This window comes from Pseudomonas sp. GW821-FHT02B10, assembly GCF_059421865.1.
In genome coordinates this window covers 63044-76966 of record NZ_JBWKVU010000014.1, presented here as the reverse complement: position 1 = coordinate 76966, position 13923 = coordinate 63044, and the positions used below count along the sequence as shown (strand labels likewise).

Annotated in this window: 14 protein-coding genes; 7 read left to right on the top strand and 7 right to left on the bottom strand. The window is 61.6% G+C overall.

The window, feature by feature from the left end:
* Positions 1–125 precede the first annotated feature (125 nt).
* Positions 126–689 carry an alkyl hydroperoxide reductase subunit C gene (ahpC, locus tag AC07VU_RS25215; RefSeq protein ID WP_007921754.1) on the top strand — a complete coding sequence of 188 codons (564 nt, stop codon included), beginning with the start codon at positions 126–128 and terminating at the stop codon, positions 687–689.
* Positions 690–812: 123 nt separating this feature from the next.
* Positions 813–2378 carry an alkyl hydroperoxide reductase subunit F gene (gene ahpF, locus AC07VU_RS25210; RefSeq protein WP_495030683.1) on the top strand — a complete coding sequence of 522 codons (1566 nt, stop codon included), beginning with the start codon at positions 813–815 and terminating at the stop codon, positions 2376–2378.
* A 161-nt stretch (positions 2379–2539) separates the two neighbouring features.
* On the opposite strand, the gene gloA is transcribed toward ahpF, so the two are convergent.
* On the bottom strand, positions 2540–3061 hold the full coding sequence (gene gloA, locus AC07VU_RS25205) for a lactoylglutathione lyase (RefSeq protein ID WP_007921757.1): 522 nt from the start codon (positions 3059–3061) through the stop codon (positions 2540–2542).
* A gap of 195 nt (positions 3062–3256) precedes the next feature.
* Here gloA and AC07VU_RS25200 point away from each other — a divergent pair, with 195 nt between their 5' ends.
* Positions 3257–3784: a DUF4946 domain-containing protein gene (locus AC07VU_RS25200; protein WP_277590012.1), complete on the top strand. Its 528-nt coding sequence runs from the start codon at positions 3257–3259 to the stop codon at positions 3782–3784.
* A 224-nt stretch (positions 3785–4008) separates the two neighbouring features.
* Here the strand turns inward: AC07VU_RS25200 and AC07VU_RS25195 are convergent, their stop codons facing one another.
* The 3 genes from AC07VU_RS25195 to AC07VU_RS25185 form a co-directional block, all read right to left on the bottom strand.
* Complete coding sequence (locus AC07VU_RS25195) at positions 4009–4374, bottom strand: histone-like nucleoid-structuring protein, MvaT/MvaU family (protein ID WP_007921761.1); 366 nt, start codon at positions 4372–4374, stop codon at positions 4009–4011.
* Positions 4375–4619: 245 nt separating this feature from the next.
* Positions 4620–6158 carry an EAL domain-containing protein gene (locus AC07VU_RS25190; protein WP_274303453.1) on the bottom strand — a complete coding sequence of 513 codons (1539 nt, stop codon included), beginning with the start codon at positions 6156–6158 and terminating at the stop codon, positions 4620–4622.
* A 120-nt stretch (positions 6159–6278) separates the two neighbouring features.
* Positions 6279–7154 (bottom strand): LysR family transcriptional regulator, encoded by an 876-nt coding sequence (locus AC07VU_RS25185; RefSeq protein ID WP_274303452.1) that lies wholly within the window; start codon positions 7152–7154, stop codon positions 6279–6281.
* A 79-nt stretch (positions 7155–7233) separates the two neighbouring features.
* On the opposite strand from AC07VU_RS25185, the gene AC07VU_RS25180 reads away from it, so the two are divergent.
* The 3 genes from AC07VU_RS25180 (at position 7234) to hpaR (ending at position 10079) form a co-directional block, all read left to right on the top strand.
* Positions 7234–8181 carry a DMT family transporter gene (locus AC07VU_RS25180; RefSeq protein ID WP_457276563.1) on the top strand — a complete coding sequence of 316 codons (948 nt, stop codon included), beginning with the start codon at positions 7234–7236 and terminating at the stop codon, positions 8179–8181.
* A gap of 254 nt (positions 8182–8435) precedes the next feature.
* Positions 8436–9512, top strand: a complete 1077-nt coding sequence (gene hppD, locus AC07VU_RS25175) for a 4-hydroxyphenylpyruvate dioxygenase (protein WP_007921770.1) — start codon at positions 8436–8438, stop codon at positions 9510–9512.
* A gap of 144 nt (positions 9513–9656) precedes the next feature.
* Positions 9657–10079 (top strand): homoprotocatechuate degradation operon regulator HpaR, encoded by a 423-nt coding sequence (hpaR, locus tag AC07VU_RS25170; protein WP_007921772.1) that lies wholly within the window; start codon positions 9657–9659, stop codon positions 10077–10079.
* Positions 10080–10246: 167 nt separating this feature from the next.
* Here hpaR and rarD read toward each other — a convergent pair whose 3' ends face one another.
* The 3 genes from rarD to AC07VU_RS25155 form a co-directional block, all read right to left on the bottom strand.
* Positions 10247–11128, bottom strand: coding sequence for an EamA family transporter RarD (gene rarD, locus AC07VU_RS25165; protein WP_009044210.1), 882 nt, complete (start codon positions 11126–11128; stop codon positions 10247–10249).
* A gap of 185 nt (positions 11129–11313) precedes the next feature.
* Positions 11314–12321, bottom strand: a complete 1008-nt coding sequence (locus AC07VU_RS25160) for an aldo/keto reductase (RefSeq protein WP_274303448.1) — start codon at positions 12319–12321, stop codon at positions 11314–11316.
* A 103-nt stretch (positions 12322–12424) separates the two neighbouring features.
* Positions 12425–13324, bottom strand: a complete 900-nt coding sequence (locus AC07VU_RS25155; protein WP_277588977.1) for a LysR family transcriptional regulator — start codon at positions 13322–13324, stop codon at positions 12425–12427.
* 161 nt (positions 13325–13485) lie between these two features.
* Here AC07VU_RS25155 and AC07VU_RS25150 point away from each other — a divergent pair, with 161 nt between their 5' ends.
* On the top strand, positions 13486–13896 hold the full coding sequence (locus tag AC07VU_RS25150) for a VOC family protein (RefSeq protein ID WP_457276562.1): 411 nt from the start codon (positions 13486–13488) through the stop codon (positions 13894–13896).
* Positions 13897–13923: the final 27 nt, after the last annotated feature.

Below are 13923 nucleotides of genomic sequence, written 5' to 3'. Positions count from 1 at the left end.
GCGCTAATAGCCAAACCTAATCAGCAGCATCAGCTTTGCCAATGAGCCTTGGCTGGGGGCATTGGTTAGGATTCTCCCCATCAAGTTTTCAACCCAAGTTTTTACCCACTGATGGAGAATCACCGATGCCTATCATCAACAGCCAAGTCAAACCGTTCAAAGCAACCGCCTTCAAGAATGGCGAGTTCATCGAAGTGTCGGACGCCACCCTGAAAGGCAAATGGTCCGTCGTGTTCTTCTACCCGGCTGACTTCACCTTCGTTTGCCCAACCGAGCTGGAAGACCTGGCAGACAACTACGCCGAATTCCAGAAACTGGGCGTGGAAATCTACAGCGTTTCGACCGACACCCACTTCGCCCACGCTGCCTGGCACAACACTTCGCCAGCCATCGGCAAGATCCGCTACACCATGATCGGCGACCCGACCCTGGCCATCTCCCGCAACTTCGACGTGCTGATCGAAGAAGCCGGTCTGGCTGACCGTGGCACCTTCGTGATCAACCCTGAAGGCCAGATCAAGATCGTTGAAATCAACGACGGCGGTGTTGGTCGTGACGCTTCCGAGCTGCTGCGCAAGATCAAGGCCGCTCAATACGTCGCTGCCCACCCAGGCGAAGTCTGCCCAGCCAAGTGGAAAGAAGGCGAGGCCACCCTGGCTCCTTCCCTGGACCTGGTCGGCAAGATCTAAGCCAGTGACTCGCTACAGCAGGGCGGACCGCCGCACCTAAGTCAGCTGCACCGCCCCCAAGAACGCCCGGGCGAGATTCGCTCGGGCGTTTTTTTTCGATCTGAATAAAAGGAAATCGCCCGTATGTTGGACGCCAATCTTAAAGCCCAGTTGAAGTCATACCTGGAACGGGTCACCCAGCCGATCGAGATCGTTGCCTCTCTCGACGACGGTGCGAAATCCCAGGAAATGCTCGAATTGCTGAAAGACGTTGCCAGTCTTTCCAGCCAGATTACCTTGCTCGATAACGGTAACGATGGGCGTAAACCATCGTTCTCGATCAATCGCCCGGGAAGCGACATCAGCCTGCGTTTCGCCGGCATCCCCATGGGCCACGAATTCACTTCCCTGGTGCTGGCCTTGCTGCAAGTCGGCGGCCACCCCTCGAAAGCCAGTGTCGAAGTGATCGAACAGATCCGCGCCCTCCAAGGCGAGTTCAACTTCGAGACTTACTTTTCGCTGTCCTGCCAGAACTGCCCGGACGTGGTCCAGGCGCTGAACCTGATGGCGGTGCTGAACCCGAACATCCGCCACGTCGCCATCGACGGCGCGCTGTTCCAGGACGAAGTCAACGATCGCAAGATCATGGCGGTCCCCAGTGTCTACCTCAATGGCGTGAACTTCGGCCAGGGCCGCATGGGCCTGGAAGAGATCCTCGGCAAGCTCGACACCGGGGCCATCGAGAAACAGGCGGAAAAAATCAGTGCCAAGGACGCCTTCGACGTCCTGGTGGTCGGCGGTGGCCCGGCTGGTGCGTCGGCGGCGATCTACGCGGCCCGCAAAGGCATCCGTACCGGTGTCGCGGCCGAGCGTTTCGGCGGCCAGGTGCTGGACACCATGGCCATCGAGAACTTTGTCTCGGTCCAGGAAACCGAAGGGCCGAAACTGGCCAGCGCCCTGGAAGAGCACGTTCGCCAGTACGACGTCGACATCATGAACCTGCAGCGTGCCAGTGCGCTGGTGCCGGCCAAGGAAGTCGGCGGCCTGCACGAAGTGCGTTTCGAAAGCGGCGCGAGCCTCAAGGCCAAGTCGCTGATCCTGGCCACCGGTGCCCGCTGGCGCGAGATGGGTGTGCCCGGCGAGCAGGAATACAAGGCCAAGGGCGTGTGCTTCTGCCCGCACTGCGACGGTCCGCTGTTCAAGGGCAAGCGCGTGGCGGTGATCGGTGGCGGTAACTCCGGCGTCGAAGCGGCCATCGACCTGGCGGGTATCGTCAGCCACGTGACCCTGCTGGAGTTCGACAGCAAGTTGCGCGCCGATGCCGTGCTGCAACGCAAGCTGTACAGCCTGGCGAACGTCAACGTGATCACCAGTGCGCTGACCAGCGAAGTCAAGGGTGACGGCCAGAAGGTCACCGGCCTGGTGTACAAGGACCGCGATTCGGGCGAGTTCAACACCGTCGACCTGGAAGGCATCTTCGTGCAGATCGGCCTGCTACCGAACACCGACTGGCTCAAGGGCACCGTCGAGCTGTCGCCTCGTGGCGAGATCATTGTCGATGCCCGTGGCGAGACTTCGCTGCCCGGCGTGTTTGCCGCCGGTGACGTGACCACCGTGCCGTACAAGCAGATCGTGATCGCGGTAGGCGAGGGCGCCAAGGCCTCGCTGAGCGCCTTCGACCACCTGATCCGCACCTCCGCGCCGGCCTGAGCCGACCGCGGAAAAAACAAAACCCCATGAGCCTTGGCTCATGGGGTTTTTTGTTGGTGGCTTCTGTAGGAGCGAAGCTTGCTCGCGATCAAGGATGACGCGCTGGATCAGCCAAGTCGCTGCCTACCGTGGGCGCGTCCCGCTCCCGCAGGAAGCGCAAGTTACAGCGGTGCCGGCTGGATGATTTCAACCCAGTAGCCGTCCGGGTCCTTGATAAAGGCCAGGCTCTTCATGCGGCCGTCGTTCAGGCGCTTCTGGAAATCGCAGCCCAGGGCTTCGAAGCGCTCGCAGGCGGCGACGATATCCGGCACCGAAATGCAGATATGGCCAAAGCCGCGCGGGTCGGTGTTGCCGTTGTGATAGGCGAAGTCCGCATCGTTCTCGGTGCCGTGGTTGTGGGTCAGCTCGAGGATGCCGGGGATCGACTTCATCCACTCGGTACGGGCCGCGGCGTCGGCCGGGATCTGCGCCTTGTCCACCAGGGCGAGGAAGTACAGGCTGAATTCGGCTTCGGGGAAGTCGCGTTTTTCCACCAGCGAGAAACCCAGGACCCGGGTGTAGAAGTCCAGGGACCTGGTGATGTCCTTGACCCGCAGCATGGTGTGGTTGAACACGAAGTTGGCGGTGGCGGTGTCAGGCTGGGCGGTTACGCCGGGGAAAGTATTGAGTTCGTGCAGGCTCATGGGCCCTCCGGAAAAGAAGTGGGCAAGAATACTCATGCTAATGAGCCCCTTGGCTTGCAGGGCTTCGGGCGTCCTTGCGGTCGGCCAATAATACGCAAGAGCGGCAGGGCGCACCAAACACAAAGCTACGAATCTGTTGCTCGATACTCGTGCCAGCCTCAGACTTCAAGGCTCGTCCCTTACGTGTTCATGACCATGCGCTTATCGTTCAAAACCCTGTGTCTGCTTGCACCCTGGCTTCTGGTTCCGGCCCTGGCCGAGGCGGCGGACCCGGTGATCACCTGGCCCAGCGGCTGGCAGATCGAAGAGTTGCCACAGGCGCAAGAACAACAGGCCAAGGTATTCCGTCAGCGCGCGGTGAAGAACGATGCCGGCGGCACGCCGCTGATGGTCATGGAGTTGACCATGACTCAAGTTGAAAGCGGACATCAGGTCAATCTGCAGGCGGTCTTGCTGGAAATGCGCAAGTCGGTGCAGAAGGACTTCGGGCGCAGCGGTTATCAAAGTGTATGCACGCGTATTCATGACACGACATTGAGTCGTCTGGTGGCGCTGGAAACCACTTGCACCATTACCGAAAACGGCCGTCATGTGTTGTCGCAAACACTGGTGGCGGCTGTCGATGGCGATAAGGCCTATGTATTGTCTTATGCCGGACAGGCTGCGGTTTATGCCGAAAGTCAGGAGGAAATCCGCGGGGTGAGAAGTAGCCTGAAACTTTAGCGGGGTGCGATTGTGCTACGTCGGCCAGCACGACTCGTGCATTTGAACTAAGTACAAAGTTGTAGGGTCGAGCGCGGGATTGGGTGCGTCGCTGCAGTTCAGGCTGGGTGTTTATGGCCGCTCAGGCAATCTAGGGGTTGCAACTTATTCGATTTCGAAACAAAGAGCCTTGGCTTAAAGGTAAAGACCCTGCATTGGCAGGGTCTTTTATATACATCGGTTGCTTAACCGCGCAGCCAGGAATCTACAGTGGCGGCGCCGTACTGTTCTTTCCAGGCTTTAAGGCCACGGTGATTGCCGCCCTTGGTTTCGATCAACTCGCCGGTGTGCGGGTTCTGGTAAACCTTGACCACGCGTGCACGACGGGTTTTCGGCGCGCCCGAGAGCGGCAGAGCGGATTTGCCCGGATTAGGATCGAGAATGGCGATAATGTCGCGCAGGCTTTTGCCGTAGGTCTTCATCAGGCCCTGGAGCTTTTCTTCGAACTCGATTTCTTTCTTGAGTCCGGCGTCGTTCTTCAGGGATTCCAGCTGGGCGAGCTGTTCTTGAAGGGCCTTTTCTGCTGCACGAAATTCAGCGAGTCTGGACAATATCTTTACTCCAATAGTGTATTTGGCTGATACCAACCGCAAACAAAGCTATAAGCCAAGAGCCTTAGAACGACTCGATTATAATGGCCCACCTGTGAATCTTGTACAGGCTTGAAAAATTGTAGTAGTTAATCTGGCGCAAGTAAATCACGTCGTTGTTGATGCACGCAATTTGTCATCTTCTGATTCAAATTGGTGCGCGAAACAATTACCGAGTTCAATAAATCTTCATGAGAAATGGCTATTTAGTGGCGCGCCAGTGCTTGTAGGAATTCTTCCCCGGGCATTGGCCTGCCGAATAAGTAGCCCTGCAGGAAGTCGACGCCATGGGCGGCCAGATAGTCCTGTTGTTCCACTGTTTCCACGCCCTCGGCGACTATCCCCAGTTCGAGTTTGCCCGAGAGTTCGATGATGCTATCGAGTATGTGCCGGGACAGGGCATCGACTCCAATCATGGCCACGAAGCTCTGGTCGATCTTCAGGTAATCGACATTGAACTTGCGCAAGTAACCCAGGCTTGAATGGCCGGTACCGAAGTCGTCGATGGCGATCATTACCCCCAACTTGTGCAGTTCCTCGAACAGGCTGTGGGTGATCGCGGTCGGTTCTATCAGTTCGCGTTCGGTCAGTTCCAGGACCAGCCTCACCTTGCCCGGCGGGAACATGCCGAGAAACTGCCGGCAGTCCTCCAGCAACTCCAGGTCCTGGCAATGGCTGGCGGTGATATTGATGCCGATATGAAAGTCGTCGATGAAGGCCGGGGCGTGGGGCGCCAGCAGCAGGGCGGTCTGCTGCATCAGCGAACGGGTCATGGGCACGATCAGGCCGGAGTGCTCGGCGAAGGGAATGAACAGGTCCGGACGCACCAGGCCTTCCCGGGGATGTTTCCAGCGCATCAGCACTTCGATGCCGGCCCACTGTTTCGTGTCGCCGCGCACCACGGGCTGGAAGTACGGGACGAACTCCGCCGCTTCCAGGGCGCGCTGCAGTTCATGGCTGGGCGACGACGAGCGTTTTTGCAGCCAGTGGCCAAGGGCCGCCGCCAGCACCCCGAAGAAGATCAGCAGGCTGAACAGGGCAGGGTACTGGGACTTCATGTAGAGCCAGATATCGCCTTCGGGGAACCCCGCGTTGACGCTGTAGGGGTAGCGCGAAGAGGCCATCTGATAAGGGGTGACCGGGGGCGGCGGAGCGATGGATTCATGGACCTGGCCATCGTCGGCCAGCCAGTAGGGGCCGACTTGCAGTTGCAGTTCGGCAAAGCGGCTGATCAGGCGCAAGGCGTTGCTCAGGTGATAGCCGTCGATGGTGGCCAGGACCGCGCGTTCACCCTCTTGCAGGCGATAGACCAGCAGCGCGGTGTTGGGCGTGACCTGGTTGCCGTCCATCAACCACAACTTGCCGTCGACATAGTCCGCCGGGTCCAGTAGGAACGAGGATTGGCCGAGCAGCGAGCTGCAGTAATTGTCATTGCGCCACACCAGATTGGTCGAGCGCACGAACGGGCGGCGGGTCACCTGTTCGCGCAGGGCCAGTTGCCGGAAGTCGTCGCAGGGCTGGCCGACTTGCGCCATCAGTGCCCGGGCGGCGAGGTCGGCGTTATCGAGCATCAGGTCGAACTGGCGGATCGCTTCCTCGGCAGTCTGCTGGCTGCTGTGAGTCAGCGCGCGCTCGGCCTGCATATAAAGGATCGCCACGCCCAGTACCACCGGCAGCAAGCCGATCAGCAGGGTTCGCAGGTTGCGGGTGGAGCGTTTCAACGGGCCTTTGGCGGTCAATGGCATGGAGGAAAAACCTGTGGCGAAGTGGGGGCCAGAGAACGCTTAAAAGCCGCTGGGCGGTATGGCGGCAGGTCCGGCGGCATCCGGTCCATGGGCATGATAGACGGCGCCTCCGGGTTGCGCTCAGTCACCGCGATACAGACTCCGTGCCTGCTCGATAAAGGCCAGGGTCGCTGGTGACGCTTGCCGCCGGTCCAGCACCGCCAGCCCTACCTGGCGCCGGGCGGGAGGTGACAGCGGCTTGATCTGGTAGCGCGGGTCGCTGGCCTCGGGCAGCGACAATTGTGCGACCAGGGTCAGGGCCTCGCCGCGGGCCACGGTCTCCAGGGTGCTGAGCAGTTGCGAGCTGCGATAGCGGATGTTGGGGCTGAGCCTGGCCGCGAGGAACAGCCGGGAAACCAGCTCGGCGGAACCGGCCTCGGTGAGGATGAACGGGTCGTCGCACAGCTCGGCGAGACTCACCGAATCCTTGCTGGCCAGCCCATGCTGGCTGGGGATCAGCGCCACCATCTGGTCTTCCACCAGGGCGAAGCAGTCGAAGCGTTCCTGGGGCAGTACCACGAAACCGACATCGATGCGCCGTTCCTCCAGCCATTGCAGTACCTGGCGGTCGGGCCCCTCGTCGATGTGCACCTCGATACCGGGATGAGCCGCGCGGTAACGCTGGAGGATCGCCGGCAGCAGTTTCATCGACGAAGTCGGGCCGAACGAGCCGATGCGCAAGGTGCCGCGTTTCATGCCGCGGGCGTCGGCGGCTTCCTGTTCCATGGTGGCGGCCAGGCCGAGGATGGCGCGGGCCCGCAGCAACAATTGCTGGCCGATATCGGTGAGTTCCACCAGCGACTGATGCCGGCGGATCAGCTCGACCCCCAACTCCTGCTCCAGGGACTTGAGCGCGTGGGACACCGCGGACTGGCTGATGCCCAGCCGGCTGGCGGCGCTGGTGAAACCGCGCAGCTCGGCCACCAGGGAGAAGATCTGCAGTTGGCTCAGGGTCATGAGTAAAAGCTCATTTTACGATGATCGGGCATTAGTCGAAGAATACCCGAACCTTCCTTTATCCGCGCCTCGGGGCCTTATGAAAACTGTCGATCAAACCTGTGCCGGGCCTTCCGATTGGCCGGTGTATTGCAAACTGGCGGCGGTCACCATGATCTGGGGCGGCACCTTTGTCGCCGGGCGCCTGTTGGCCGGCACCCTGGAGCCTTTGCTGGCCGCCAGCCTGCGCTTTCTCCTGGCCAGCCTGGCCTTGCTGCTGTTCATGGCGATCGCCCGGATTGCCCTGGTGCGCCCGAGCCTGGCGCAGTTCGCCCAGCTGGCGCTGCTGGGGTTTTTCGGGATCTTTTTCTACAACCTGTGTTTCTTCGAGGGCCTGCAGTCGATCAATGCTTCGCGTGCCTCGTTGATTGTCGCCCTCAATCCGGCGGTGATCGCCCTGGCATCCTGGGCGCTGTTCAAGGAGCGCTTGAGTGGCGCCAAACTGTTCGGCATTGCCTTGTGCCTGGTGGGAGCGGGGGTGGTGATCCTCAGTCGCGATCCTGGGGCCTTGTCCAGCGGGCCGGGCAGTTGGCGCGGGGACCTGCTGATTTTCGGCTGCGTGCTGGGCTGGGGCGTCTATTCGTTGTTTTCGCGCACCCTGAACCAGACCCTGGGCCCCTTGCAGACCGTGACCTATTCGATCCTGCTGGGCACGGCGATGCTCTGGAGCACCGCGGCCCTGCGCGGCCAGGTGCGCCTCGAGGCGCTGGCGAGCCTGACCCTGGAGCAGGGTCTGAGCTTGTTGTACCTCGGCGTGCTGGGTTCGGCCCTGGCTTATATCTGGTATTACGACGGCCTGCGCAAGATCGGCGCGACCCGCTCGGGGGTGTTTATCGCGCTCAATCCGCTGACCGCGGTGATCCTTGGCGCGCTGCTGCTGGACGAACGCCTGAGCCTGGCCATGTGCCTGGGCGGCGGGCTGATCCTGTGGGGCATTTACCAGTGCAACAAACCCCTTGCGGGCCTGGAAAAAAAGCGGATTTTATAGAGAGTGCGGACAAACAGTTTTACGCTGTGTAGAATCTGGTTACGCATACAATAATAAAGTCTTCTGGCAGCAGAAGCCTCGCCCCCCAGCCGGTAAGACAAGGGTCGACATGAAGATTCTCGGGTTTCAACTGATTTACGGTGACTTCCTCGCGCGCAGCGTGCGGGGCATCTCCTGCGCGCCACCTGCCTTCCTCAGCATTGCCAGCCACTGACGATCCGTTAATTCCAAAAGCAATGATGAGGCGCCAAACCATGGCAGATATCTTCGAAAACCCGATGGGCCTGATGGGCTTTGAATTCATCGAATTCGCATCGCCGACCCCCAATACCCTCGAGCCAATCTTCGAGATCATGGGTTTCAGCAAAGTCGCGACCCATAGGTCCAAAGACGTGCACCTGTATCGCCAGGGTGCGATCAACCTGATCCTCAACAACGAGCCCCACAGCGTCGCTTCGTACTTCGCCGCCGAGCACGGTCCGTCGGTGTGCGGCATGGCGTTCCGCGTCAAGGATTCGCAAAAGGCCTACAAGCGTGCCCTGGAACTCGGCGCCCAGCCGATCCACATCGAAACCGGCCCGATGGAGCTGAACCTGCCGGCGATCAAAGGCATCGGCGGCGCGCCGCTGTACCTGATCGACCGCTTCGGCGAAGGCAGCTCGATCTATGACATCGACTTCGTGTTCCTGGAAGGCGTCGACCGTCATCCAAAAGGCGCCGGCCTGAAGATCATCGACCACCTGACCCACAACGTGTACCGCGGGCGCATGGCTTACTGGGCCGGCTTCTACGAGAAGCTGTTCAACTTCCGCGAGATCCGTTACTTCGACATCAAGGGCGAATACACCGGCCTGACTTCCAAGGCCATGACCGCGCCCGATGGCATGATCCGCATCCCGCTGAACGAAGAGTCGTCCAAGGGCGCCGGGCAGATCGAAGAGTTCCTGATGCAGTTCAACGGCGAGGGCATCCAGCACGTGGCCTTCCTCACCGACGACCTGATCAAGACCTGGGATCAGTTGAAGAAGATCGGCATGCGCTTCATGACCGCGCCACCGGATACCTACTACGAAATGCTCGAAGGCCGCCTGCCGAACCACGGTGAGCCGGTGAACGAGCTGCAGTCGCGGGGCATCCTGCTGGACGGCTCCTCGGAAGAGGGCGACAAGCGCCTGCTGCTGCAGATCTTCTCGGAAACCCTGATGGGCCCGGTGTTCTTCGAATTCATCCAGCGTAAAGGCGACGATGGTTTCGGCGAAGGCAATTTCAAGGCGCTGTTCGAATCGATCGAGCGCGACCAGGTCCGTCGTGGCGTGCTCTCCACCGACTAAGTCGCGGCCTGCCTGACAATCGAGCCCGGTCGGGGCATTCTCGACCGGGCTTTTTCTTGCCTGTCGGTTGGCGATTGTGAATGTGTTAATGTTCGGCCTTTGTGACGCTCCGCGTCGCCATCCAGCCCTGTGAACGACCCGCACATGACCAACCCAAGACCTTCCCTGACATTGACCCTGCTCCAGGCCCGCGAAGCGGCCATGGCGTTTTTTCGCCCATCCCTCAACCAGCACGACCTGACCGAGCAGCAGTGGCGGGTGATCCGCATCCTGCGCCAGAACGGCGAACTGGAAAGTCATCAACTGGCGAAAATGGCCTGCATCCTGCCGCCGAGCATGACCGGCGTGCTGACCCGCCTGGAGCGCGACGAATACGTCAGCCGACGCAAATCCCCCGAGGACCAGCGCCGGCTGTTCATCACCCTGACGGAAAAGGGCGAGGCCTGTTTCGAGTCCATGAGCGGCGACATGGAAATCAACTACCAGCGCATCCAGCAGCAGTTCGGCGAGGAGAAGATGCAGGCCTTGCTGGCCCTGCTCAACGAACTGAAGCAGATCAAACCCTGACCCCCAACGCGGACCGGTAGCCGCTGCCGCAGGCTGCGAACGAGGCCGCAGGACTCGCCATCGGCCTTGATGCGATCTGTGGGGAGCCGCGTCTTCTGTCGCGGCCGCTTCGCACGGAGTGCCGCCCAGACCGATCGCAGCCTGCGGCAGCGGCTACAGGTCTAGCGTCAGCTTCTGCGCTGACGCATCAAGTGCTTGAACCCCTCGTACACCAGCACCAGCACCGCCAGCCAGATCGGCAGGTAGGTCAGCCATTCCCCGGCCTTGATGCTTTCCCCCAGCAGCAGGGCCACGGCCAGCAGCAACACCGGTTCGACATAGCTCAACAAGCCGAACAGGCTGAAGGGCAGCAGACGGCTGGCGATAATATAGGCCACCAGCGCCGAAGCACTGATCAACCCCAGCAACGGAATCAGCAGGTAGAGCCAGGGGTGTTGATCGACCACGGCAAAACCCTGCTCGCCGCCTTGCACGAACCACAGCGCGATCGGCAACAGCAGGGCCATATCGAGCCACAGGCCGCCCAGGTTGTCGGCGGCCAGGCGTTTGCGCAGCACGAAATAGACGGGATAACCGATGGCCACCACGAGCGTCGCCCAGGAAAAACTGCCCACCTGATACAACTCGTTGAGCACCCCCAGGGTCGCCAGGCCGGCGGCGATCTTCTGCAGCCGCGACAGCTGTTCGCCATAGACGATGCGCCCGGTCAGGACCATGGTCAGCGGCAGCAAAAAATACCCCAGCGACACATCCAGGCTGTAGCCATTCAACGGCGCCCACATGAACAGCCACAGCTGCACCCCGAGCAGCGCCGCAGACAGCGGCAGCGCCAGCAGCAGAAGCGGTTGGCCCAGCAGTCTCTTGAGGATGGCGCCGACATGCCGCCATTCGCCGCTCACCAGCATGAATACCGTCATGCATGGGGCGGTAAGCAGCATGCGCCAGCCGAAAATCTCCACCCCGGTCAGCGGGGCCAGCAAGGAGGTGTAGAAATACATGACGGCAAACAGCACCGACGCCAAGACCGATAGAGCAATACCTTTAGACAAGCTGTCCTCGTGTGACCTGAACCAGGCAAATGGGATGGTGGGAAAACTGCGGGGAATATAGAGGGTTTGGCGCGAGACGTTTACTCGGATTTATCGCAAGTTACGGGAAAATATCCCGTTTGCCGCCACTGACGGGTAGCGCGGCAGCAGGTGGCCCGCGGAAGGGGCCACCGCTGTGGGGGAGGTCAGCGCGGCGTGCGTCCGGAGACGAAGTGGCTGACGTCGTTGAAGCCCGGGGTCGAGGCATGCCCCGGAGTGACCAGCGAATCGATGAAGGCTTCATCCTCGGCGCTGATCTTCACGTCCAGCGCCTTGGTGTAGGCGTCCCACTGTTCCTCGGTGCGCGGGCCGACGATCGCCGAGCTGACCGCGGCATTGTTCAGCACCCAGGCGATGGCGAACTCGACGATGCCGACCCCACGGCCCTGGGTGTACTGCTGGATCTGCTGGGCAATGCGCAGCGACTCGACGCGCCATTCGGTTTCCAGGATGCGTTTGTCCTGGCGCCCGGCGCGGCTGTTGCTGTCGGGGGCGACATCCGGCGCGTACTTGCCGCTGAGCACGCCACGGGCCAGCGGGCTGTAGGGCACCACGCCCAGCCCGTAGGCCTGGGCCGCGGTGATCTGTTCGGTCTCGGCCTGGCGGTTGACGATGTTGTACAGCGGTTGGCTGATCACCGGCCGGTCGACGCCGAGCCGGTCGGCGACGCGGATCACCTCGGCGATGCGCCAGCCGCGGTAGTTGGACAGGCCCCAGTAGCGGATCTTGCCCTGGCGCAGCAGGTCGCCGATGGCCGACACCGTGACTTCCAGCGGCGTGTTGTGGTCTTCGCGGTGCAGGTAGTAGATGTCGATGTAATCGGTGCCCAGGCGGGTCAGGCTGGCGTCGATGCCATTGAACATGTGCTTGCGGCTCAGGCCGCTGCGGTTGGGCACGCCATCGACGGGGCCGAAGCCGACCTTGGTCGCCAGCACCCATTGGTCACGCTGGCTGGCGATGGCTTCGCCGACGATCTCTTCGGAGCGGCCGCTGGTGTAGACGTCGGCGGTGTCGATGAAATTGATGCCCTGGTCCCAGGCCTTGTCGATGATGCGCAGGGAGTCCTCGGTGCTGGTCTGTTCGCCGAACATCATGGTGCCGAGGGTCAGGGGGGACACGTGCAGCCCGGAATGGCCGAGGATGCGATAGCTCATGTACGAAATCCTTGTGCGTGAGGTAAGGCCGGCGCGACAACGGCCAGCGACCGGTCATGGGACGCCCATCAAATACCAGAACGGGCGTAGGGGGCAATCTGAATTATCCCGCCAGCAACTGGCAGCGGGCCTGCAAAAAGCGTTGCAGTACCTTCACCCGTTCCGAGACCTGCAAACGGTGCGGGCACAGCAGGTTGAGCGGCACGCTTTCGCCTTGCCAGTCGCTGAGCAGGGGTACCAGGCGCCCGGCGCGGATATCGCTGGCCACATCCAGCCAGGCCTTGTAGGCGATGCCATGGCCGGCCAGGGCCCAGCGCCGCGCCACTTCACCGTCGTCGCTGAGGTAGTCGCCGCGCACCTGGACCTCCTGCACCTCGCCGTCGCGGCTGAAATGCCAGCTGTTGTAGGGGCGACCGTTGCGCAGATAGATCAGGGCACTGTGCTCGCCCAGTTCGGCGGGCGTCTGCGGGGTGCCGTGGCGCGCCAGGTAGTCGGGGCTGGCGCAGGCCAGCCGGTGATGCCGCGGCAGGATCGGCAGGGCCACCAGGCTGGAATCGCTGGGCACGCCGAAGCGCAGGGCGACGTCGACGGTCTCGCGGAACAGGTCGCTGTGCCGGTCGTTGAGCAACAGTTGCAGGCGGATATGCGGGTGTTCGCGCTTGAAGTCGTCCAGCCAGGGCAGCAGCAGGTTGCGCCCGAAGTCCGACGGCGCCGCCAGTTGCAGCACGCCGCTGAGGCCCTGGCTCTGTTGCTTCAACGCCTGTTCGCCCTCCGCCAGGGCCGCCAGCGCCACGCGCACGCTGTCCAGGTAGCGCCGGCCTTCTTCGGTAAGGCGCATGCTGCGGGTCGAACGCGCCAGCAAGCGCATGCCCAGGCGGGTTTCCAGGCGCTTGAGGGCGATGCTGGCGGCGGCGGGGGTCAACTCCAGGCTGCGGGCGGCGGCGGAAATGCTGCCGGAATCGGCGGTGCGGACGAAGACTTCAAGGTCGAGAATCGAGCTCATTGCTAAAAATCCTTTAAAGATCCTTGCGTTTTACCGGGATTTTTCCTCGATTATCAAGCTGAGAATATGCAGTCACTTCCATCGCACCAGGGTGACCCCATGAAAACGCTCAGTACGTTCTTGCCGGATCGCACCGCCGTCATCGGTGGCGGAGGTGTGTCATGACCTGGCACTTCGACCATCTGGCCTTCAACACCGCCGAGGGCGATGCCTTGCAGCAGGCATTCCAGGCCCTGCTTGGGCTGCAGGCTGGACGGCGCCCGCCGTTTCCCTTTCCCGGACGCTGGCTGTACCAGGACGGGCAGGCGCTGGTGCATGTGATCGAACAACCGACCTTCGCCGAGACCGCGCTCAGCCATATCGCTTTCAGGACCGAGGAGGATGCCGCGCAGCTATTGCAGCGGGCCCAGGCCAGCGGCCTGCCACATCAGGTGGCGCAAGTACCGCAGGACGGCACCTGGCAGATTTTCGTGCGGATACCGGGTGGCCTGGTGCTGGAGCTGGATGCACCGGCGGGCGGGCAGCTGGACGCCGATTACCGTTACAAGGCCGACGGCGGAGCGCCGGCTTGAGACTGTAGCTGCGGCCTTAAGGGCGGC